Raw genomic sequence first — 22,657 nt, forward strand, 5'->3', positions numbered from 1 at the left:
GGCATACCCTCGATGCCGTGCGCAACGCGAAGGACTTCTTCAAGCCTCTCGCCGCGGGAGCCCCCGAACCCCTGCGCGAGATCCCCGTACGCCCCAGCAGGGTGATCCACTTCTTCCCGCCGCAGAACGCGAAGGTGGTCGCGAAGCTGCCCGAGGTGGCACCGACGGTCGACATCTTGCTCGGCAACCTCGAAGACGCCATCCCGGCGAGCGACAAGGAGGCTGCCCGCGCCGGCCTGGTGGAGGTGGGCCGCAACGTCGAGCTCGGCGACACCCAGCTCTGGACACGGGTGAACAGCCTCGACTCGCCGTGGGTGCTCGACGACCTCACCACCCTCGTGTCCGAGATCGGCGACCGCCTCGACGTGGTGATGATCCCGAAGGTCGAAGGCCCCGAGGACATCCACTACGTCGACCGCCTTCTCGCCCAGCTCGAGGCCAGGGCCGGGCTGAGCGAACCACTGCTCGTGCACGCCATCTTGGAGACCGCGCGCGGCGTGGCGAACGTGGAGGAGATCTGCGGCGCGTCGCCGCGGATGCAGGGCCTTTCGCTCGGGCCGGCCGACCTGGCTGCGAACCGCCGGATGAAGACCACCCGTGTCGGCGGTGGCCATCCCGGCTACCTCGTGCGCCAGGACCCGAACGCGGACGACGACGCCGCTCCGCGGGCCACCTACCAGCAGGACCTGTGGCACTACACCATCGCCCGCATGGTGGACGCGTGCGTGATGCACGGCATCCTGCCCTTCTACGGGCCCTTCGGCGACATCAAGGACACCGTCGCCTGCGAGGACCAGTTCCGCAACGCCTACCTGCTCGGCTGCGTCGGCGCGTGGAGCCTGCACCCGGTGCAGATCGACATCGCGAAGCGGGTGTTCAGCCCTCCGGCGAGCGACGTCGAGCACGCCCTCCGCGTGATCGAGGCGATGGGCGACGGCACCGGGGCGATCATGCTCGACGGCAAGATGGAAGACGACGCGTCGGTCAAGCAGTGCAAGGTGGTCGTCGAGCTGGCGCGCCAGCTCGCGCAGCGCGACCCCGACCTCGCCAACACGTACGGGTTCTGAGGAGGCCGGCCCCATGGCTAAGACCAACCCCGATCTGCGTCCGCGGCGCTCGGTGCTGTACATGCCCGCCGCCAACGAACGCGCCCTCGAGAAGGCGAAGACGATTCCCGCCGACGCCTTGATCTTCGACCTCGAAGACGCCGTCGCGCCCGACGCGAAGGACGCCGCGCGGGCGAACGCGGTCGCGGCCGCGTCATCCGGCGAGTACGGCAGCCGCGAGGTGACGATCCGCTGCAACGGCCTCGACACCGCGTGGGGTCGCGACGACATCACGGCTGCGGCCGGATCTGGCGCGGCGGCGGTGGTGATCCCGAAGGTCGCCTCCACCGCGACCCTCGACGAGGTGTCGGCCCTGCTCGAGGCCGCTGGCGCGCCGGCGAGCATGCGCATATGGGCGATGGTCGAGACGCCCACCGCGATCTTCGACGTGCGGGCCCTCGCCGCCCACCCCCGCGTCGCGGTGCTGGTGATGGGCACGAACGACCTGGCGAAGGAGCTGCGCGCACAGCTCGTCCCCGGCCGTGGGCCGCTGCTGCACCACCTCGCGACCGCTCTGCTTGCGGCGCGGGAAGCCGGCGTGGCGATCCTCGACGGCGTCTACAACGACGTGAAAGATCCCGAGGGGTTCCGTGCCGAGGCCGCGCAGGGTGCCGAGATGGGCTTCGACGGCAAGACGCTCGTCCATCCCGGCCAGGTCGACATCGCGAACGAGGTGTGGGCACCGGACGCGTCCGAGATCGAGTACGCCCGTCGGGTGATCGACGCGTTCGACGCCGCCGTCGCCGACGGCCGCGGGGTGGTCACCGTCGACGGCCGGATGATCGAGAACCTCCACGTCGACAACGCCCGCCGCGTGCTGGCCACCGCCGACGCGATCGCCGCCCTCGGCTAGACGAGAGCGCCGAAGTCGAGCGCTACAGCGCGGCGCGGAACAGCTCGACCGTGCGCTCGAACGCCACCTGCGAAGCGGCTGCGTCGTACACCTCGGGGCGGGTGTCGTTGAAGAACGCGTGCTCGCAGCCGGGGTGGATGTGCAGCGTGGCGTCCTTGCCGAGCCCGCGCAGCTGCGCCTCGAGCGCCCGCACCGCGTCGGGGTTGGCGAACTCGTCCTTCTCGGCGTACTCGCCGACGATCTTGGCCGAGATCGCCGACCAGTCGGGCTGCGCCGTCGGCCAGGGGATGACCCCGTAGTACGGGGCGACGGCACCGACCGCGTCGGGGCGCTGGCTGGCGAGCACGAGCGCCAGTCCCCCACCCATGCAGTAGCCGACGACGCCGATCCGGTCACGGCCGGTGCGCTCGCGCAGCAGGTCGACCGCGCCGGAGAGGTCCTTGCCCGCCTGCGCCAGGTTGAGCGCCATCATCAGCTTGCCGGCCCCGTCGGGCTCGCTCGCCGCCTCACCGTGGTACAGGTCCGGGGCGAGCGCGGTGAAGCCGGCCGCGGCGAAGCGGTCGGCCACCTCGCGGATGTGGGGCACCAGGCCCCACCACTCCTGGATCACGATCACGCCCGGGCCCGACCCATCGGCCAGGTACCCCCCACACGTGCCCCCGTTGCTCTGGAACGTCACCATCTCACCAGCCATGGCCCGCGACGGTAGCCCGCCCGTGAGCTCGGCCCTTCCTCCACCGCTGCGGTTTGTCCTGACACAACAAGGGGTCTGTTCACCCGTCGATGTGACGAATACGATGTCCGACCATGACCAACCTCGCGACCCGTCCCTCGGACGCGTACGTGAACGACCGGGCACACGTGTTCCACTCCTGGTCGGCTCAAGATCTGCTCGACCCCGTCGTGATCGCCGGTGCCGAAGGCGCCTGGATGTGGGACGACCAGGGGAACCGCTGGCTCGACTTCTCCAGCCAGCTCGTCAACGTGAACATCGGGCACCAGCACCCCAAGCTGGTGGCGGCGATCAAGGAGCAGGCCGACCGGCTGTGCACGATCAGCCCGACGATGGCGAACGACGCCCGCAGCGAGGCCGCCCGCCTGATCGTCGAGCTCGCTCCTGCCGAGCTCAGCCATGTGTTCTTCACGAACGGCGGTGCCGAGGCGGTCGAGAACGCGGTGCGCATGGCCCGCCTGCACACCGGGCGTCACAAGGTGCTGAGCACCTACCGCAGCTACCACGGCGCCACCCACGGGGCGATCGCGCTCACCGGCGACCCGCGCCGCTGGCCGAGCGAGCCGGCGATCCCCGGCGCGGTCAAGTTCTGGGGCCCCTACACGTACCGCTCGGCGTTCCACTCGTCGTCCGACGAAGAGGAGTGCGAGCGTGCCCTCGCCCACCTCGCCGACACCTTGATGGTCGAGGGCGCGCACACGGTCGCGGCGATCATCCTCGAACCGGTGGTCGGCACGAACGGCATCCTCGTGCCGCCGGACGGCTACCTGCGCGGCGTGCGCGAGCTGTGCGACCGGCACGGCATCATGCTGATCTCCGACGAGGTGATGGCCGGGTTCGGGCGATGCGGTGAGTGGTTCGCGATCGACCGCTGGGGCGTCACCCCCGACCTGATCACGTTCGCGAAGGGCGTGAACTCGGGCTATCTGCCCCTCGGTGGTGTGATCATCTCCAGCCGCATCGTCGACACGTTCCGCCAGCGCGCCTATCCCGGTGGGCTCACGTACTCGGGTCACCCGCTGGCGTGCGCCTCGGCGGTGGCCTCGATCAACATCTTCAAGGAAGAAGGCATCGTCGAGCACGCCCGCTCGCTCGGCACCGACGTCATCGGCCCCGAGCTGCGTGCGCTGGCCGAGCGCCACCCGAGCGTCGGCGAGGTGCGCGGCCTCGGGGTGTTCTGGGCGATCGAGCTGGTCCGCAACCGCGACACCCGTGAGCCGCTGGTGCCGTTCAACGCCGGCGGTGCCGACGCGGCACCGATGGCCGAGCTGGTCGCCGCCTGCAAGGCGTTGGGCCTGTGGCCGTTCACGCACTTCAACCGGATGCACGTCGTGCCCCCGCTCACGATCTCGGCCGACGAGGTGCGCCAGGGCATCGCGATCATCGACGAGGTGCTCGAGCTCGCCGACGCCCGCTGCACGGCCTGACCAGCTGGCGCCAGGTCCCGGCCGATAGATGTCTATCAACGCGGCCGCACCCAACCTCCGGCGGCGTGCTCAACCGCCGAAGTGCGATATCTCGTGACAGACGGGTGCTCCCAGATATCGCACTTCCGACCCTGAGACGAACCGCGAGGGCACCGAACCGCGACAGCCCGGGTGAGACAACACCAATAGGAGGGCGCGATGCGTACCAGCAGACGAGTGGCGATGTTGACGGGGTCGGTGACAGCAGTGGCGGCGGCAACCTTTGCGTTCAGTGCGCCGAGCAGTGCGCGTAACCCCGTCGCGGTGGCCGAGCTCCGCGATGCTGCCGGCCAAGCGGTCGGCAAGGTCCACTTCCGGCTCAACGACGGTCGCGTGGTCGGTCAGATCGAGGTTCGCCTGCCCGCGGACTCGAGCCGCTTCCACGGCTTCCACATCCACGCCAACAACGACCCGGCCAACGGTGCCGGTTGTGTCGGCCCGGCCTTCACCTCGGCCGATGGCCACTGGAACCCGACCAGCGCGGGCCACGGCAGTCACAGCGGCGACATGCCGCCGCTGGTGCTCGGTCCTGGTGGACGCAGCCGGGCCGAGTTCGACCTCGGCCACCTCACCCCCGGTGAGATCGTCGGGCTCGCGGTCATCGTCCACGCCGGCGCCGACAACCTGGCCAACATCCCGACCCGCTACAGCGCGGCCGGTGTTCCCGGCCCGGATGCGACCACACTCGCCACCGGTGACGCCGGCGGCCGGCACGCGTGCGGGGTGATCGAGGCGCGCGGCCGCTGATCGAGTGCTGGAAGACTCTGGCACTGCGTGCCCGACGACGAGAGGGGTAGCGCATGACAGTGACTTCACCGACCGAGGCCTTTCCAGCGCCCGGACCCGGAGGCTGGCGGCGCCTCGCCGACCACTTCCCCCGGGCGCTGACGGCCGAGTACCAGTGCCTCTACGCCAGCACGTGCCCGCCGGGCATGGCGTCGTACATGGAGCGCTACGGCGTCGTGGCCCGCACTCTCGACGTCGCCGTCGTCCGGGGGCACCTCTACATCACGCCGGTGCCACTTGCCGGGCCGCGCGAATCGCGGCGCTCGCCTCCGCGCGCGCTCGTGTGGATGCTGTCGCGGCTGCACCCGGCGTTCCGCCGTCGCACCCGAGCGGCGCGCGCCGCGCTCGCAGCTCGACCGTGGCGAGCGGTCACCGATCACTGGTTCACGGTCGAGCGCGACGAGTGGCGGCGGCGCAACACCGAGGTCGAGAACGTCGACCCGGCCGGGCTCGACGCAACGCGGCTGGCCGATCACCTCCGCGCCTGCCACCGGCTCGTCACCAGCGGCTACCTGCGTCACTTCGAGCTGCACGGCGACGACCTGCTGCCCGTCGGATTGCTGATCGCCCGTTGCCAGGAGTGGGGCGTTGATCCCGCTTTGGCGAGCGGGGCGCTCGCCGGAGCATCGAGAGCACCCCACGCCTCGGAGGTGTCCGGGTGGATGCTCGTCACCGGGTACGACCTGGACTGCCTCACCTGGAACGAGCTGGGCGACACTGCCGGAGTTGCGGTACCCGGTCACCCGCACCCCGTCGACCTCAGGCAGCACGTTCGCGCCGAACACCACGCCGAGCTCGCGGTGCTGGTGGCCGACGCCTGCCGCGCGGCCGAACTGCGTGACGACAACGGCGCGATCACCGGTGCTTGGCCGATGGGACTGCTGCGCCGCGCGATGCTCGCCGCCGGCGACCTGCTGTGCCCGGCGGATCCGACGTTGGCTGTGGAAGCAACCGTCGACGAGCTCGTGTCGCTGCTCACCGGCGCCGGAGGGCTCACCCGCGTGGAGCTCGACCGCCGTCGTCGGCAGCGTCTCGCCGACTCCGCGCTCGACGCACCACCGGCGATCGGCCCCGAGCTCGCCATCCCGCCGCTCGACGCGCTGCCGCGGCCATTGGCACTGATCGGCGCCGCGCAACTCGCCGCTGCCGACCACATGCTCGGCGACGGTCATCCCGTCGGCATCGGTACCGACTGCTACACCGGCCGGGCGCTGGTGGTCGACGACCCCACCGTGGCGATGGACGCCTTCGAGCCCGGCGACGTGGTCGTCACCGCCGCCACCAGCCCGTCGTGGAACACGGTGCTCGCGCACGCCGGGGCACTGGTCACCGCCACCGGAGGCCTCGTGTCACACGCGGCCATCACCGCCCGCGAGCTCGGCATCCCGGCTGTCATCGGCGATCCCACCGCGTGCCGGCGGCTGCGTACCGGCGCCACCGTCACGGTCGACCCGATCAATGCCACCGTCGTCACTCTCGGCGATTGAGCGAGTCGGTCGCCGCGGATTCAGCAAGCGTCGCAGCACACCTCGCCGTGCCAGGCTGCGCGACCCTCACGGACCGCGAGCGCGGCGATCGCGAGCGCGGCGACGGGATCGGCCCACCACCAGCCGAGCAGGCTGTTGGCGAGCAGCCCGGCGAGGAGCACGGCGGACAGGTAGCTGCAGAGCATGGTCTGGCCGCTGTCGGCGACCACCGTCCGGCTCGCCAGGCGACGTCCGAGGCGTCGCTTGGCGGTCGCGAGGACAGGCATCACGACGAGCGAGGTGGCCGCCAGGATGATGCCGACGAGCGATTCGTCGGGAGACGAGCGGGTGGCCAGATCCCACACCGACTGGGCGACGATGTACCCGGCGAAGACGAAGAAGCTGCCCGCGATCAGCCTGAGGGCACGTTCCTCGCGGTGGACGTTGTCGGTGCCGGAGAACTGCCAGACGACCACGACCGCCGAACCGACCTCGACGACGGAGTTCAGCCCGAACCCGATCAGCGCGATCGAGCTCGCGGCCGCACCGCTGCCGATGGCGACGACCGCTTCGAGGCTGTTCCACACGATCGTCGCCCACGCCAGCACCAGCGCCTGGCGCCGCCAGCGGGTCCGGCGCCCGCTTTCCAAAGTTCTCGGTCGGATTTGTGACACATAGCGCGACTCATCCGACCGAGAACTGGGGGTGGTCACGGACCTAGATCGGCGAGGGCGGGGGCGACGCGCTCCATCAGCTCGGTCGTGAAGGCCACGGGGTCACCTCTTGGAATGACCTCGACGGTGGAGATGCCGAGCTGCGCGTAGTCGGCCATCGTGGACACGAACCCGTCGGGGTCATCGAGTGGGTTGCCCATGGCGAGGAGCGTGCGTTCGATGGCAGCGGGCTCGCGGCCTTCTGCTTCGCAGTGCCGGTCGAGCACGGCGAGCTTGCCGGCGACCTCGTCTGGCGACGCGGCGAACAGGTTGCAGGCATCCGCGTAGCGAGCGACGAGCCGGAGCGTCTTGCGCTCGCCACCGCCTCCGACGAGGATCCGCGGTCGGGGCGAACTGATCGGCGGCGGTGAGCAGATCGTCTCGGCCAGCTGGTAGTGCCGGCCTTCGTACGGCCCGTCGTTGTCGCTCCACATCTGCAAGCAGATCTGCAGCGTCTCCTCCAGACGCTCGAACCGCTCGGCGACTGGCGGGAACGCCACGCCGAGGCCGCGGTGCTCGCGCTCGTACCACGCGGCACCGATGCCCAGTTGGGCGCGGCCACCCGAGAGCACGTCGAGGGTGGTGACGATCTTGGCCAGCAGCCCGGGATGGCGATAGGTGACGCCGGTGACGAGGAGGCCGAGGCGCATGCGCTCGGTCCGCCCGGCGAGGAATCCGAGGGTGGTGTAGCCCTCGAGCATCGGATCGGTTGCCGGCGCCATCATCTCCATCTGGAACCAGTGGTCCATGACGGTGAAGGTCGACGCGCCGCCCTCCTCGGCGATCTCCGCCGTCTCGGCCAGTGTGGGGCCGATCGACTCCGGGGCGCCGGGGAGGGTGAAGTCGACGAAGTGGATCCCGAGCTGCATCTCGTCTCCTTGTGCGGGCGGCGGGCGACGGCGTCGATGCGGGTCGGCCTCAGGTCCCGGCCCGGTTTGCGGACCGGGACCTGAGGATCACCGCGTCAGTCGGGTGGGGTCAGCCACCGCCTTCGTTGAGGGTGACCTCGATCGGTTCGAAACCCTCACCGTTCAGGTCGACGTCGAGCTCGGCGAGCATCGCGTGGGCCTCAGTGATGATGTCGTTGGTCCAGGCCGTGCCTTCGACCGGCTTGGTGAGCACGGTCTGACCGTCGAGGTTCTTCGTGTTGGTGGCGATGTCGACCGTGCGGTCCCACGCCTCTTCCTCGATGAAGCCGACCCCGCCGGAAGCGGGCCAGATGAGCTTGTTGACCTCGTTCATCTGCCACAGCTGATGGCTGGCGCCGAGCTGGGAGCCCTTGGCCACGACGATGTCCGCGCACTCCTGCACGTTGTCGCGGCAGTACGCCCAGCCCTGGAGCGAGGCGGCGACGAACTTGACCGCTGTCGCCCGGTAGGCGTCGTCGGAGGCCAGCTTGGCTCCGTCGGCCCAGATCGCGTCCTGCAGCATGCCGACGCCGACCTCTTCGTACGAGATCACGTTGAAGTCGTCGGCGGTGTACAGCTCACCGGTGTCGGGGTTGACGGCTTCGAGCACCTGCGCGTACTCGTTGTAGGTCATCGCCTCGGCGGCGTCGATGTCGCCGTCGAGCAGGGCCAGCATGTCGAACTGCTGCTGCACGAGGGTGACGTCGGCGGCCGGGTCGAGCCCGGCTTCGGTGATCGCGGCGAACACCTCGTACTCGTTACCGAAGCCCCAGTTGCCGATGTTCTTGCCCTCGAAGTCTGCGGGTTCGGTGATGTCCTTGTCGACGAAGGACACCTGCAGGGTGCCCGAGCGCTGGAACACCTGGGCGATGTTCACCACGTCGCCGCCCGCTTCACGAACGGTGAGCGCGCGCGGCACCCAGGAGACGGCGAAGTCGACCGCACCGTCGGCGAGCTGCTGGGCCGGCTGGATGTCGACCGCGCCCTCGACGATCTCGACCTCGAGGCACTGCGCCTCGTAGAGACCCTTGTCGACGGCGGCCAGGTAGCCGGCGAACTGCGCCTGGATGTACCACTGGAGCTGGAGCTTCACCGGCGTCAGCTCCGCGCACTCGCCGCCGGGGGCGTCGGTGCTCGGGGCGTCGGTGCTCGGCGCGTCGGTGCTCGGAGCGTCTGTGCTCGGAGCGTCGGTGCTGTCGGTACCACCGTCGTCGCCGCCGCACGAAGCGACGAACAGCGTCAGCGCGACGGCGCCGGCGGTGAGCATCTTGGAACGTCGATGCGTCATGGGTTGTTGGTCCTCTCCCCCGTGGGGCGCTGCCCCAGGATCTCTGGTGTCTTGTCCATTGTGGCGCCTCGGCAGATGCCTTTGGTTCACGCTCTGCCCTCGGCGCGTGTGCTGCCCCCACCTGGGGTGGCGGCAGTCTCCAACATGATGGAGATCAGGTAGAACGCCAGCCCGAGCAGACATGCACCTAGCACGTATGCCCACGCGAGCGCGTTCTTCGAAGTCGACGTGTTGCTCGAGATCGCATAGCCGAGCCCGTTCTGCGAGCCGCCGAAGTACTCGCTGACGAACGCGGTGATGACCGACAGCGGGGCGGCGATCTTCAGGGCCGTGAACAGGTACGGCACCGCATTCGGCACCCTGACCTTGCGCAGGATCTCGGTGTCGCTCGCCGCGTACGACCGCATCAGCTCGAGCTGGGTGTTGCTCACCTGGGTGAGCCCCTTCGCGACGTTCACGAGCACGACGAAGTAGACGACGAGGGTGACCATCAGCCGCCGCGGCACCTCGCTGGTGATCGCGAACATGTTGTTGAACACCGCCACCAACACGAAGATCGGGATGGCGTTGAGCGCGATCGCGAGCGGGGTGACGACGTCGTTCAGCACGCGGAACCGGCTGAGGATGAAGCTCATCGCCACACCGAGCACCGTGCCGATCAGGAGACCGATGAATGCGTTCGTCCCCGACACCTTCACCGCGTCCCAGATGTTGCCGAGGTTGTCGGTGAACTCGTCGAAGATGCGTGAGGGAGGCGCCAGGAAGTAGGGCTTCAGGTCGAACACCTTGACCACCGCCTCCCACAGCGCCACGAAGCCGATGCCGAAGACCACCGGCGGCCAGATGCGCCTGGCGGTGGAGGCGAACGAAGCGTTCACCTGTCGTCGACCCCCCGCGCTCGGGCAGCGGATTCGATGCCGCGCAACGCCTCACGGACCTCGGTGATCTTCTTGAAGAAGCCGGCGTCCTCGCGCGTGTCGAGGTCGCGCTCCGCGCCGAGGTCGACGGTGACCACGTCGGAGATGCGTCCCGGGCGGGGCGACATCACCACCACCCGCGTCGACAGGTACACCGCCTCGGGGATGCTGTGCGTCACGAACACGACCGTGCTTGCCGTGGCCCGACAGATGCGCAACAACTCGGCCTGCATGTGCTCTCGCGTCATCTCGTCGAGCGCCCCGAACGGCTCGTCCATCAGCAACAGCGGCGGGTGCGCGGCGAGGGCCCGCGCGATGGCGACGCGCTGCTGCATGCCGCCGGACAGCTGCCAGGGCATGTGGTCGGCGAACTCGGGCAGCTTCACGAGCTGGAGCATCTCGATCGCCCGGGCACGCCGCTTGGCCCTGTCCCAGCCCTTCAACTCGAGCGGGAGCTCGATGTTCTTGGCCACCGTGCGCCAGTCGAAGAGCCCGGACTGCTGGAACGCCATGCCGTAGTCCTGATCGAGACGTGCCTGTCGGGCGGGCTTGCCGTTCACCAGCACGTGGCCTGCCGTTGGCTCGGTGAGGTTCGCGACCAGCCGCAGCAGCGTCGACTTCCCACACCCGGAGGGACCGATCAGCGACACGAACTCGCCCGGCTCGATCACCAGGTCGACGTCGCGCAGCGCGTCGACCGCATTCGGTCGTCCGGCGTTGAACACCTTGCAGAGCTGGCTCAGCTCGACCGCGCTCATGAAACCGACTCCTGCGGGCGGTTGCGCATCATGAACGCGTCGAACGCGGCGACGAGCCCGGCCATCACCAGGCCGAGCACCGCGGCACCGAACACGGCCGTGTAAACCTTGGCCGGATCGCTCGTCGCCTGACGTGAGTACTCGATGATCAGTCGGCCGATGCCGCCTTTCAACCCGGTGGAGATCTCGGCCACGACCACCCCGACGACCGCCGCCGAACCCGCCAACTTCAACGCCGGGACCAGATGAGGCACGGCGGAGGGGAAGCGGAGCTTGAACAGCGTCTGGCGCCACGTGGCGGCGTAGCTGTCCATCAGCTCCAGCGAGGCCTGCGGCGCGGAGGACAGCCCCTTCAGCGTGCCGACCGCGATCGGGAAGAACGCGAGGAACGCGCCGAGCACCGAGGCGGAGAGCCAGCGGGGCCACACCCAGTCGCCGATCTGCAGCTTGCCGCCCCAGCTGACCACGAGCGGGGCGAGCGCGATGAGCGGCACCGTCTGGGAGATGACGAGGTACGGCAGCAGGCCGCGCTCGACCACGCGAAAGCGCGACATCAACACTGCGAGCCCGAGGCCGACGACGATGCCGATCGCCAGACCGACGGCCGCGAGGCGGAACGAATACCACGCGCCCGACAGCACGACGGCGAGGATGCTGCGCTCCGACCCACGGCGCTCCGGGTCGGCGAGGCGTGACACCATCTCCCACACGTGGGGCATCGCCGTGTCGTTCGCGCGGGGAAGGATGCGCCAACCGAGGATCTCGCCGCCGTCTTGCGGGCCGAGCACCTTGTACAGCTCCCAGCCAAGGGCGACGAGGCCGAGGGCGAGGGCGAACATCGCCATCCGCCGGAGCCGGGCGCGTGACTTCGACGCTGTGGCAGAGCTCACGACTTCGCCAGCAGATGGTCGGCGATGAGCGGCATCACCTTTTCGCCGTACGCGTGCAGGGTCTCGTCCTTGGCATCGTGCTGCAGATAGATGGCGAACTGGTCGACGCCGAGCTGCTTCAGCTCGAGCAGCCGCCGGGCCTGCTCCTCGACGGGGCCGAGCAGGCAGAACCGGTCGACGATCTCGTCGGGCACGAAGGCCGCGTGGACGTTGCCGGCCTGGCCGTGCTCGTTGTAGTCGTAGCCCTGGCGCCCGGCGATGTAGTCGGTGAGCGCCTTGGGCACCTGCCCCGAGTCGCCGTAGCGGGCGACGATGTCGGCGACGTGGTTGCCGACCATCCCGCCGAACCAGCGGCACTGCTCGCGGGCGTGCGCGAGGCCGGCGGCGGAGCCGTCGGTGACGTAGGCGGGCGCAGCGACGCAGATGGTCAGCGACTCGGGGTCACGCCCCGCACCGGCGGCGGCCTTCTTCACCGAATCGATCGTCCAGGCGACGATGTCGGGGTCGGCCAGCTGCAGGATGAACCCGTCGCCGACCTCGCCGGTGAGCGCGAGCGCCTTCGGGCCGTAGGCGGCCACCCACACCTCGCACCGGCTCTGCGCGGCCCAGGGGAAGCGGATGGTGGAGCCCTTGTATTCGACGCCATGCCCGTTCGCGAGCTCACGGATGACGTGCACCGCCTCGCGCAGGGTGCCGAGTGTGGTCGGGCTGCCGTTCGTCACCCTCACCGCCGAGTCGCCGCGGCCGATGCCGATCACCGTGCGGTTGCCGAACATCTCGTTCAGCGTGGCAAAGACGCTGGCCGTCACCGTCCAGTCGCGGGTGGCCGGGTTGGTGACCATCGGGCCGACCGTCACGTTGCGTGTGGCGGCGAGGATCTGGCTGTAGATGACGTACGGCTCCTGCCACAGGATGTGGCTGTCGAAGGTCCACACGTGCGAGAAGCCGTACATGTCGGCCTTCTTGGCGAGATCGACCACCCGCGCGCTGGGCGGCGTGGTCTGCAGGACGACTCCGAGGTCCATGTGGCGCTCCGTCAGCGGTTCTGGGGGAAGCCGAGGTCGATGGTGCTGGTGCTCGGGTCGGGCCAGCGCGACGTGACCACCTTGGAGCGTGTGTAGAAGTTGACGCCCTCCGGGCCGTACATGTGCGTGTCGCCGAACAGGCTCGCCTTCCACCCGCCGAAGCTGTAGAAGCTGACCGGGACCGGGATCGGCACGTTGACGCCGACCATGCCGACCTCGACGTCGAACTGGAACCGCCGTGCCGCCCCGCCGTCGCGGGTGAAGATCGCCGTGCCGTTGCCGTACGGGTTGTCGTTGATCATCGCCAGCCCCTGCTCGTAGGACTCGACCCGGGCCACGGTGAGCACCGGGCCGAAGATCTCGTCGTCGTAGCAGGCCATGCCCGGGCGAACGTGGTCGATCAGGCTCGGGCGCAGGAAGAAGCCGTCCCCTGGCGCTCCGTCGCGGCCGTCGATGAGCACCGAGGCACCCTCGTCGCCCGCCTTCGCGACATATCCGGCGACCTTGTCACGGTGCTCCCCGGTGATCAGCGGCCCCATCTCGGAGGACACGTCGGAGCCGGGTCCGACGGTGATCGAAGGGATCCGCTCGGCGATCTTGGCGACCAGCTCGTCGGCGATCGAGTCCATCGCGAGCACGACCGAGATCGCCATGCACCGCTCCCCCGCCGAACCGTAACCGGCGCTGATCGCGGCGTCGGCGGCCATGTCGAGGTCGGCGTCGGGCAGCACGAGCATGTGGTTCTTCGCCCCACCGAGGGCCTGCACCCGCTTGCCGTTGCGGGTGCCGGTCTCGTAGATGTAGCGCGCGATCGGGGTGGAGCCGACGAAGCTGATCGCGGCGACGTCGGGGTGCTCGAGCAGGCGGTCGACGGCCACCTTGTCGCCGTGGACCACGTTGAAGCAGCCGTCGGGCAAACCGGCCTGCTTCAACAGGTCGGCGATGAGCATCGAGGCCGACGGGTCCTTCTCGCTCGGCTTCAGCACGAACGTGTTGCCGCACGCGAGAGCGTTGGCGAACATCCACATCGGCACCATCGCGGGGAAGTTGAACGGCGTGATGCCGGCCACGACGCCGAGCGGCTGGCGGATCTGATACACGTCGACACCGGTGCCGACCTGCTCGCTGTAGCCGCCCTTCAGCAGGTTGGGGATGCCGCAGGCGAACTCGATGTTCTCGAGCCCGCGGGCGACCTCGCCGAGTGCGTCGGAGAGCACCTTGCCGTGCTCCTTGGTGAGCGCCAGCGCGATCTCCTTGCGGTTCGCGTCGACGAGCTCACGCATGTGGAACATCACCTCGGCGCGCCGGGTGAGGCTGGTCGAGCGCCACGCCGGTGACGCCGACTGCGCGGACTGCACCGCCGCGTCGACCTCGTCGTCGGACGCGAAGTCGACGCTGGCTTGGACCTCGCCCGTCGCCGGGTTGAACACCGAGCCGCTGCGACCCGACGTGCCAGGCACCACCCGGCCGTCGATCCAGTGCGAGATGCGCGCCATCGGTCTCCTCCTCTACACCAGGTACTGCGACAGGCCGCGCTTCAGGTACTGCCCGTGCCCGGCCCGCCCGTGGAACGTGTCGTTGCTCATCACGACCGTGCCCCGCGACAGCACGGTGTCGACCTTGCCGTCGACGACGAAGCCCTCGTACGCGGAGTGGTCCATGTTCATGTGGTGCTTGTCGTTGACGCCGATCTTCGTCTTCGAGTTGGGGTCCCAGACGACGACGTCGGCATCGCTGCCGGGCTGCACGATCCCCTTGCGCGGATACAGCCCGAACATGCGTGCCGGCGTGGTGCAACAGGTCTCCACCCACCGTTCGAGGGACAGCTCGCCGGTGGCGACGCCCTGATAGACGAGCTCGAGGCGGTGCTCGACACCGCCGATCCCGTTCGGGATCTTGGAGAAGTCGCCGAGGCCGAGCTCTTTTTGGTCCTTGAAGCAGAACGGGCAGTGGTCGGTGGACACGACGGCCAGCTCGTTCATCCGCAGCCCCCGCCACAGGTCGGCCTGGTGGCCGTGGCCGTGCAGGCCCTTCCAGTGCGGGTCGTTGTCACGCGAGCGCACCGGGGTGGAGCACACCCACTTCGCCCCTTCGAACCCGGGCTTGCCGAGGGTCTCCTCGAGCGTCAGCCACAGGTACTGGGGACACGTCTCGGCGAACACGTTGCGCCCGTGGTGCCGGGCCGCGGCGACCTCTTCCAGCGCGTCGCCGGCAGACATGTGCACGACGTACAGCGGGACGTTGCCGGCGACGTGGCTGAGCACGATCGCGCGATGCGTGGCCTCGGCCTCGAGCGGCGAGGGCCGCGTGTAGGAGTGGTAGCGGGGGTCGGTCTCGCCCCGGGCCAGCGCCTGGGCGACGAGCACGTCGATCGCGGTGCCGTTCTCGGCGTGCATCATGATCATCGCCCCGCAGTCGGCGGCAGTCTGCATCGCTCGCAGGATCTGGCCGTCGTCGCTGTAGAACACGCCCGGGTAGGCCATGAACAGCTTGAAGCTGCTCACTCCTTCGTGCTCGACGAGGTACGACATCGCCTTCAGCGACTGCTCGTCGACGCCGCCGATGATCTGGTGGAAGCCGTAGTCGATGGCGCAGTTGCCGTCGGCCTTGCGGTGCCACTCGGTGAGTCCCTCGTGCACGTCCTCGCCGTAGCGCTGCACCGCGAAGTCGACGATGGTCGTCACCCCGCCCCACGCGGCGGCGATGGTGCCGGTCTCGAACGTGTCGGACGCGAACGTGCCGCCGAAGGGCAGCTCCATGTGGGTGTGCACGTCGACACCGCCGGGGATCACGTACTTGCCGGCCGCGTCGATGACGGTGTCGCAGCCCGCCTCTGCACTCGCGAACCATCCGGGTGCACCGACGGCGGCGATCTTCTCGCCGTCGATGAGCACGTCTTGCGCTGTCGCGCCAGACGGCGAGACGACCGTGCCGTTCTTGATCAGCATGCTTGCCATCGTCGGTCCTTTCAGCGCCGAACCAGCTCGTCGTACGCGTCGGGCCGCCGGTCGCGGTAGAACGCCCAGCGGTCGCGCACCTCGCGGATCTTGCCCAGGTCGAGGTCGCGCACGATGAGCTCGGGCTTGTGCGGGTCGCCGGGGTCGCCGACGAACTTGCCCTCCGGGTCGACGAAGTAGCTCTGGCCGTAGAAGTCGTTCTCGCCGAGCGGTTCGACGCCGACGCGGTTGATCGCCCCGACGAAGTACATGTTCGCCACGGCCGCGGCGGGCTGCTCGATCCGCCACAGGTACTCCGACAGGCCGCGGTGGGTGGCGGAGGGGTTGAACACGATCTCGGCCCCGTTCAACCCGAGCGCCCGCCAGCCTTCGGGGAAGTGGCGGTCGTAGCAGATGTACACCCCCACCTTGCCGACGGCGGTCTCGAACACCGGATACCCGTCGGTTCCGGGGGCGAAGTAGAACTTCTCCCAGAAGCCCTTCACCTGAGGGATGTGCTGCTTGCGGTACTTGCCGAGGTAAGTGCCGTCGGCGTCGATCACCGCCGCGGTGTTGTAGTACAGCCCCGGCTGGACGATCTCGTACATCGGCAGCACCATCACCATGCCGAGCTCTTTCGCCACGCTCTTGAAGCGCTCGGTGGTCGGGCCGTCGGGGATCGGCTCGGTGTAGCTGTAGTACTCGGCCTCTTGCACCTGGCAGAAGTACGGACCGTAGAACAGCTCCTGGAAGCACATCACCTGTGCCCCCTCGGCGGCGGCGTCGCGCGCCGCCTGCTCGTGCTTGTCGATCATCGACGCCTGGTCGCCGGTCCAGTCGGTCTGGAGCAACGCTGCGCGAACGACGTTGGCCATCTCGGTGCCTCCCCTTCGGCTGGTGGCGCGACCGTTCAGGACGTGCCGATGCGCGCATCGTAATGAGACAGCTCGACCTGGACAATAGGTGTATTGTGACCGGACAATGATTTGCGGCGGGTCGAGCTCCGCGGGCGGTGAACGATGATCTCGGTCATCGCCGACGCCATCGAGGACCGCAGCGCGAAGGGCATCGCCGCGGCGATCGGGCGGCTGGTCTCGTCGGGCTCACTGCCGGTCGGCACTCGCCTGCCGACGGTGCGCGAGCTCTCCCGCCGGCTGAACGTGTCGCCGACCACCGTCGGCGAGGCGTGGCGGACGCTCGCGTCGGCCGGTGCGATCGAGGCGAACGGCCGCAACGGCACGTACGTGCGCCACCCGACCGGCCCCGGCGGACCGCGCCGGTACCGGCGGATCACCGAGGGACCCGGCCACTTCGAGCTCGACCTGTCGACGGGCACCCCCGACCCGGCGCTGCTACCCGACCTCGGTCCGGCGATCGCGAAGGTCAGCCGCCAGTCGTTGACCAGCAGCTACCTGGACCACCCCGTGCTGCCCGACCTCGACGAGGCGCTGCGCTCGCGCTGGCCGTTCGAGCCCGAGGAGCTGACCGTCGTCGACGGCGCCCTCGACGCCCTCGACCGCGTCACGCAGGTGACGGTGCGTCTCGGCGATCGGGTGGTCGTCGAGCACCCCGCGTTCCCGCCGCTGCTCGACCTGCTCGAGCGCGTCGGCGCCGAGGTGATCGGCGTCGACGTGGACGACGAGGGCATCTCGCCCGAGGGGTTGCGCTCCGCGCTCGAGGTCGAGCCGGTGGCGGTGTTCGTCCAGCCACGGGCGCAGAACCCGACGGGGGCGACGATGACCACGCAACGGGCGGCGGCGCTCGCCGCGTTGCTGGCCCAGGCGGGGACGCCGCTCGTGATCGAGGACGACCACTCCGGTGACATCGCCACCGGCGAGCCGGTCAGCATCGGCAGCCACCTGCCCGCGCGTACCGTGCACATCCGCAGCTTCTCGAAGAGCCACGGCCCGGACCTGCGCCTGGCTGCCGTCGGCGGGGCGGGCGAGATCGTCGCCAACGTGGCGAACCGCCGCCTGCTCGGGCCCGGTTGGAGCAGCCGCATATTGCAGGCGCTGCTCGTCGAGCTGCTCGACGACCCGGCCACGATCGCCCAGATCGCCCACGCCCGCCAGGCCTACGCCGACCGCCGTCGCGCCGTCGGCCGAGTGCTCGCCGCGCGCGGCGTGGTCGTGTCCGACGGGGACGGCATCAACATGTGGGTCGACGTCGCCGACGAGCGCGCGGCGTTGATCTCGCTCGCCGCGCGAGGCATCGGCGCCGCCCCCGGCGAGCCGTTCATGGTGCGCCCCGACAGCGACCATCTACGCATCACGGCCGGGCTGATCGGCGGCGACGACGTATGGTCCACCCGCGTCGCCGAGGCCATCGCCGACGCCGCCGGACGGCGTCCTACCCGCTCCGGCCACCGCTGAGCGGTTCCGCGCGAAGCCGCGCCTAGCAGCTAGTAGCCGGAGCCGAGCTTGGAGTGGTCCCAGCTCACGATGCGCTCGGCCTCGAGCGCGACGCCGACACGCTTGCGGGCCTGGGCCTCGATGAACGGCAGCGCCGCGTCGGAGATGGCCCCCTCGCCGTTGTACTTCAAGCCCACCAGCTTGCCGATCTCGAGGATCTGCTCGTAGTCCTCGATCAACCGTGCGGTACCGACCAGCTCGACGCCCTTTAACTGGTCGTAGCTCTCGCCGCTCTCGACGAGTCCGGTGATCCGCGGGTCGCGGCGCAGGTTCACGATCTTCTGGCTCTTCCCGAACGTCCAGAACGTGGGCACGCCGTCGATCATCTCGTACCACATCGCCACCAGGTGCGGGTGGCCGGTGGGCCCGAGCGTGGCCACGTTCAGCACCTTCTGTGCGGTGAGGAACGCCGCCAGCTCGTCGGGAGTCATCGAGATCTCGGAGCGTCGCTTGGCCATTGCGCCACGCTAGCTGCGCGCCCGGCGCTCAGGTCGGGCTGGCCTTCACCAGCTCCGGGGCAAAGGGGCACTCGGGGCGCATCAACGCCTCGACCGTGGCCGCATTCAGGTCGTGCACGCCCGCGGCGCCGCACACGTGCGACATCAGCGCGAGCGGCACCCGCTCCACCTCCAACTCCCACGGCTCGCCGCAGTGGCCGAGACGCTCGCCGAGGGCGGCCCACGTCGGGTCGGGCAGCCGGCGGGCACGACCGGCGACGAGCCACACCGGTACCTCGGCGCAGTACGCGGCAGCGGCCACACCGCGCGCGCCGATGCTGCACAGCGCCTCGCCCCCGCCGGCGGCGAAGGCCTCGACGAGCACTAGGTCGGCCTGGACGGCCGCCGCGCCGGCGCCCTCGGCGGGCACCTCCTCGACGTCGACATCGGCGCGGCGCAGCTGGTTGGCGAACCCGCGTCCGTAACCGCCTGAGTCGACAGCGAGCACCGCGAGGTCGCCGCGCCGCACGAGCGCCTCACCGATCAGATCCGGCCAGCCGACGACGCACACCGTCGCCTCCTCCGGCAGGTCACGAACCAGCCCGGTGGGCGTCGGGTCGCAGTCGATCTCCTCGGCCAGCGTCCACATCTGCTCGAACGGCTCCGGTGCGGTGAGCAGATGGCTGCACAACCACCAGAGGGGCCCGCTCGACGGGTGACGCTCGACGATGCGCCGGCAGGCGGTGACGAGGCCGGCCGGATCGATGCGCAAGCCGGCCAGGGCACCGGCCGTTTCACGCACGAGCACGCGCTGGTCGGCACCTGTGGAGCGGGCGACGTATCGCAGGCGCTCGATCGGGTGCATCACGGCGACGCTACTGCGCCGCGGCACGGTGCTTGGGGCGAGGCCGGGCGACTGCGCTACCGTCGAGCGCCGTGGCGACCAACCCATCGCTCGACGTAGTGCTCACCCCCCTCGGGGGCGAGGCCCGCCCGCTGGAGGAATGGCTGACCACCTTCCACCTGGCGTCGGTCGTGCTCGATCCCTACACGAACGAGAGCTCCTGGATCCTCGACACCGCGGCGCGCATCCTGCGCAACTTCACCGGGGCGGCGGCGCGGACCAACTTCGTCCTCACGTGCACCGAGGACGAGGCGCGGACGTTCATCGGGCCGCTGGCCGAGGAGTTCTTGGTGTTCTGCGACCCCGACCGCGCGGTCGTACGCACGCTCGGCCTCGCCTCACTGCCGGCATTCGTGTTCATCCGCATCGACGGCACCGTCACCGCGGCCGCCGAGGGCTGGGACGCGTCAGAGTGGCGGGCAGTGGCGACGGCGATCGCCGACACCACTGCATGGACCGCACCGCTGATCCCCGAGTCCGGCGACCCGGTGCCCTTCCACGGCACCCCCGCACTCGTCTGATCCCCCGCACCGCACTCCCGGTCGAAGACGCGATACCCGCGCTGCGCCAGGCTCTGGCGAGCCACGAGAGCGCCAGCGCGGTACTCGTCGCCCCTCCCGGCGCCGGCAAGACGACGCTCGTGCCGCTGCGACTGTTCGACGAGCCGTGGCTCGACGGCCGCCGCGTCGTCGTGCTCGAACCGCGCCGCCTGGCTGCACGCGCCGCCGCGCACCGCTCGGCGTGGCTGCTCGGTGAGGAGCCCGGCGGCACCGTCGGGTACCAGACGCGCGACGAGCGCAGGATCGGCCCGACGACGCGGCTGGAGGTGGTCACCGAGGGCATCCTCACCCGCCGCTTGCAGTCGGACCCGTCACTGGAGGGTGTAGGGCTGGTCGTGTTCGACGAGGTGCACGAGCGCAACCTGCCCACCGACCTCGGCCTCGCGCTGTGCCTCGACGCTCGGCACACGCTGCGCCCCGACCTGCGGATGCTCGCGATGTCGGCCACTGCCGACGCCGAGCGCTTCGCCGGTCTGCTCGCCCGGCCCGGCGACGGTGCGCCCGGCGCGTCGGCCCTCGCACCGGTGATCGTGAGCGAGGGCCGCCAACACCCCGTCGAGGTCCGCTGGGCCCCACCGCGCAAAGGGGAACGCCCGGTCGAGGCGGTCACCGCCGTCGTCGCGAAGGCGCTGCGCGAGGAACCCGGCGACGTGCTCGTGTTCCTCCCCGGCATCGGCGAGATCCGTCGCGTGCAAGAGCTGCTCGCCGAGCGCGTCGCGAGCGACGTCGACGTGTGGCCGCTCGCCGGCGCGCTGAGCATGGCCGACCAGGACCGCGCTCTCGCGCCTTCGCCGGCCGGGCGGCGTCGGGTGGTGCTGGCCACCGACATCGCGGAGACGAGCCTCACCGTCGACGGCGTGAGCGTGGTCGTCGACGCCGGGCTGGCGAGGGTGCCGCGCTACGACACGCACACGGGGATGACCAGGCTCACCACGGTGTCCGCGTCGCGGGCGTCGACCGAGCAGCGCGCCGGACGCGCCGGGCGGCTCGGCCCCGGGGTCGCGTACCGGCTGTGGAGCAAGCTCGAACAGGGCACCCGCCGCGCGCATCTGGAGCCCGAGATCGCGCAGGTCGACCTCGCCGGCTTCGCCCTGGAGCTGGCGGCCTGGGGCACCCCGGTGGAAGATCTCGCGTTCGCCGACCCGCCGCCGCCCAAGGCGCTCACCCAGGGGCGCGAGCTGCTCGCCGACCTCGGCGCGCTCGACGCCGAGGGCCGGCTCACCGCCACCGGGCGGGAGATGCTGCCGCTGCCGGTGCACCCCCGCCTCGCGCACATGATCGTCGCGGCGGGGAGCGTTGCCGACCGCTCGCTCGCGTGCGTGGTCGCAGCCGTACTCGACGAGCGCGACGTGATGCGCGGCCGACCGGGTGATCTCCCCGCCGACCTCGCGCTGCGCGTCGGGCTGGTGGCCGGCACCACGTTCGACGACCGCGCCGACCGGCGCGCCGTGGTGCGAGTGCGCGACCGCGCGCGTGACCTGGCCCGCAGGGCGCGGGTGCGCCTGGACCTGGCGGCGATCGATCCCGACCACACCGGCGCGACGGCGCTCGCCGCTTACCCCGACCGCCTCGCGAAGCGGCGCCAGCCGGGGCAGTTCCAGCTCCGCTCGGGCACGGCGGCGTGGATGGGCAAGGACGACGCGCTCGCGCACGAGGCGTTCGTCGTCGCCGCCGACGTCGACGGCCACCGCACGAACACCCGCATCCGCCTCGGCGCAGCAGTCGACGCGGACTCCGTGATGCGCGTCCTCGCCGGCCGCACGAGCGTGTCACGCACCTTGCAGTGGGACCGCGAACGCGACGACCTCGTCCAGCGGGTGGAGGTGCGCCTGGACCGGATGCTGCTCGACGAGCGGGTGGAGCGCCCCAGCCCCGGCCCGGAGACCACGGCTGCGCTGGTCGAGCGCATCGTCTCCACCCGCCTCGGCGCGCTGGTGTGGACGAAGACGGCAGCCTCGCTGCGCGAACGAGTCCAGTTCCTGCGGACGACGCTCGGCGACCCGTGGCCCGACTGGAGCGACGCCACGCTCGTCCGCTCGCTCGACGACTGGCTCACGCCGTACCTCGGCGCCGCCACGGGGCGCGATGACCTCGCCCGGCTCGACCTCGCGGTGCTGCTGCGCTCCCAGCTCCCCTGGCCCGCCGGCGCCGAGCTGGACGAGCTCGCTCCCCCGACCGTGGCGGTGGCGAGCGGGCGCCGAGTGCCCGTCGACTACGGCCCACCGGCGCGCGGGGAAGGCGCGCCGGTGCTGGCCGTGCAGGTGCAGGACGTGTACGGCACGACGGTCCATCCGAGCGTGGCCGGGGGTCGTGTGCCGCTGGTGCTCCACCTGCTCTCACCCGCGGGCCGCCCGCTGCAGGTCACCGCCGACCTGCCCGGCTTCTGGACCGGCTCCTGGGTGGAGGTCCGCAAGGAGATGGCGGGGCGCTACCCCAAGCACCATTGGCCGCAAGACCCGGCCACGGCGCAGCCGCGCCGCGCGAAGGACTCTTGACCCTT

Annotated in this window: 21 protein-coding genes; 8 read left to right on the forward strand and 13 right to left on the reverse strand. The window is 70.3% G+C overall.

All coding sequences use genetic code 11. The annotated features are described in order from the left end of the window. The first annotated feature begins 17 nt into the window (after positions 1-17). Positions 18-1,067: a CoA ester lyase gene (locus IPM43_04040; GenBank protein QQS25554.1), complete on the forward strand. Its 1,050-nt coding sequence runs from the start codon at positions 18-20 to the stop codon at positions 1,065-1,067. A gap of 13 nt (positions 1,068-1,080) precedes the next feature. After that, on the forward strand, positions 1,081-1,959 hold the full coding sequence (locus IPM43_04045; protein ID QQS25555.1) for a CoA ester lyase: 879 nt from the start codon (positions 1,081-1,083) through the stop codon (positions 1,957-1,959). A gap of 22 nt (positions 1,960-1,981) precedes the next feature. Here the strand turns inward: IPM43_04045 and IPM43_04050 are convergent, their stop codons facing one another. Further along, positions 1,982-2,653 carry a dienelactone hydrolase family protein gene (locus IPM43_04050; GenBank protein QQS25556.1) on the reverse strand — a complete coding sequence of 224 codons (672 nt, stop codon included), beginning with the start codon at positions 2,651-2,653 and terminating at the stop codon, positions 1,982-1,984. Positions 2,654-2,766: 113 nt separating this feature from the next. Here IPM43_04050 and IPM43_04055 point away from each other — a divergent pair, with 113 nt between their 5' ends. From IPM43_04055 to IPM43_04065, 3 genes are all read left to right on the forward strand, one after another. Continuing rightward, positions 2,767-4,119, forward strand: a complete 1,353-nt coding sequence (locus tag IPM43_04055; GenBank protein ID QQS25557.1) for an aspartate aminotransferase family protein — start codon at positions 2,767-2,769, stop codon at positions 4,117-4,119. Between the two features lie 303 nt (positions 4,120-4,422). After that, positions 4,423-4,905, forward strand: a complete 483-nt coding sequence (locus IPM43_04060; GenBank protein ID QQS25558.1) for a superoxide dismutase family protein — start codon at positions 4,423-4,425, stop codon at positions 4,903-4,905. Between the two features lie 53 nt (positions 4,906-4,958). Beyond that, complete coding sequence (locus tag IPM43_04065) at positions 4,959-6,431, forward strand: hypothetical protein (GenBank protein QQS25559.1); 1,473 nt, start codon at positions 4,959-4,961, stop codon at positions 6,429-6,431. 20 nt (positions 6,432-6,451) lie between these two features. On the opposite strand, the gene IPM43_04070 is transcribed toward IPM43_04065, so the two are convergent. The 10 genes from IPM43_04070 to IPM43_04115 form a co-directional block, all read right to left on the reverse strand. After that, a complete protein-coding gene (locus IPM43_04070; protein QQS25560.1) occupies positions 6,452-7,084 on the reverse strand; it encodes a cobalt transporter in 633 nt (210 codons plus the stop codon). Between the two features lie 35 nt (positions 7,085-7,119). Then, complete coding sequence (locus tag IPM43_04075) at positions 7,120-7,992, reverse strand: LLM class F420-dependent oxidoreductase (protein QQS25561.1); 873 nt, start codon at positions 7,990-7,992, stop codon at positions 7,120-7,122. Between the two features lie 109 nt (positions 7,993-8,101). Next, entirely contained in the window at positions 8,102-9,298 is a 1,197-nt protein-coding gene (locus IPM43_04080; protein QQS26323.1) for an ABC transporter substrate-binding protein, read from the reverse strand. A gap of 107 nt (positions 9,299-9,405) precedes the next feature. Beyond that, positions 9,406-10,197, reverse strand: coding sequence for an ABC transporter permease subunit (locus tag IPM43_04085; GenBank protein ID QQS25562.1), 792 nt, complete (start codon positions 10,195-10,197; stop codon positions 9,406-9,408). Continuing rightward, on the reverse strand, positions 10,194-10,994 hold the full coding sequence (locus IPM43_04090; protein QQS25563.1) for an ABC transporter ATP-binding protein: 801 nt from the start codon (positions 10,992-10,994) through the stop codon (positions 10,194-10,196). Before IPM43_04090 ends, IPM43_04085 begins: the two co-directional genes overlap by 4 nt. Beyond that, on the reverse strand, positions 10,991-11,833 hold the full coding sequence (locus tag IPM43_04095; protein QQS26324.1) for an ABC transporter permease subunit: 843 nt from the start codon (positions 11,831-11,833) through the stop codon (positions 10,991-10,993). The genes IPM43_04090 and IPM43_04095 overlap by 4 nt, the downstream gene beginning before the upstream one ends. Positions 11,834-11,880: 47 nt before the next feature. Then, on the reverse strand, positions 11,881-12,909 hold the full coding sequence (locus IPM43_04100; GenBank protein QQS25564.1) for a TIGR03842 family LLM class F420-dependent oxidoreductase: 1,029 nt from the start codon (positions 12,907-12,909) through the stop codon (positions 11,881-11,883). A gap of 11 nt (positions 12,910-12,920) precedes the next feature. Next, a complete protein-coding gene (locus IPM43_04105) occupies positions 12,921-14,405 on the reverse strand; it encodes a CoA-acylating methylmalonate-semialdehyde dehydrogenase (GenBank protein QQS25565.1) in 1,485 nt (494 codons plus the stop codon). 12 nt (positions 14,406-14,417) lie between these two features. After that, entirely contained in the window at positions 14,418-15,866 is a 1,449-nt protein-coding gene (gene hydA, locus IPM43_04110; protein ID QQS25566.1) for a dihydropyrimidinase, read from the reverse strand. A gap of 11 nt (positions 15,867-15,877) precedes the next feature. Then, complete coding sequence (locus IPM43_04115; protein QQS25567.1) at positions 15,878-16,720, reverse strand: acyltransferase; 843 nt, start codon at positions 16,718-16,720, stop codon at positions 15,878-15,880. A 144-nt stretch (positions 16,721-16,864) separates the two neighbouring features. On the opposite strand from IPM43_04115, the gene IPM43_04120 reads away from it, so the two are divergent. Further along, positions 16,865-18,217, forward strand: a complete 1,353-nt coding sequence (locus IPM43_04120; GenBank protein QQS25568.1) for an aminotransferase class I/II-fold pyridoxal phosphate-dependent enzyme — start codon at positions 16,865-16,867, stop codon at positions 18,215-18,217. Between the two features lie 29 nt (positions 18,218-18,246). Here the strand turns inward: IPM43_04120 and IPM43_04125 are convergent, their stop codons facing one another. Together IPM43_04125 and IPM43_04130 are read right to left on the reverse strand one after the other, a co-directional pair. Further along, positions 18,247-18,714 carry a pyridoxamine 5'-phosphate oxidase family protein gene (locus IPM43_04125; GenBank protein ID QQS25569.1) on the reverse strand — a complete coding sequence of 156 codons (468 nt, stop codon included), beginning with the start codon at positions 18,712-18,714 and terminating at the stop codon, positions 18,247-18,249. A 28-nt stretch (positions 18,715-18,742) separates the two neighbouring features. After that, positions 18,743-19,558, reverse strand: coding sequence for a hypothetical protein (locus IPM43_04130; GenBank protein QQS25570.1), 816 nt, complete (start codon positions 19,556-19,558; stop codon positions 18,743-18,745). A 71-nt stretch (positions 19,559-19,629) separates the two neighbouring features. On the opposite strand from IPM43_04130, the gene IPM43_04135 reads away from it, so the two are divergent. Continuing rightward, positions 19,630-20,118, forward strand: coding sequence for a hypothetical protein (locus tag IPM43_04135; protein QQS25571.1), 489 nt, complete (start codon positions 19,630-19,632; stop codon positions 20,116-20,118). Continuing rightward, complete coding sequence (gene hrpB, locus IPM43_04140) at positions 20,049-22,652, forward strand: ATP-dependent helicase HrpB (protein ID QQS25572.1); 2,604 nt, start codon at positions 20,049-20,051, stop codon at positions 22,650-22,652. The genes IPM43_04135 and hrpB overlap by 70 nt, the downstream gene beginning before the upstream one ends. Positions 22,653-22,657 lie beyond the last annotated feature (5 nt).

The sequence above is a fragment of the Actinomycetota bacterium genome (genome assembly GCA_016700055.1).
Classification (GTDB): Bacteria; Actinomycetota; Acidimicrobiia; order Acidimicrobiales; family Ilumatobacteraceae; genus Kalu-18.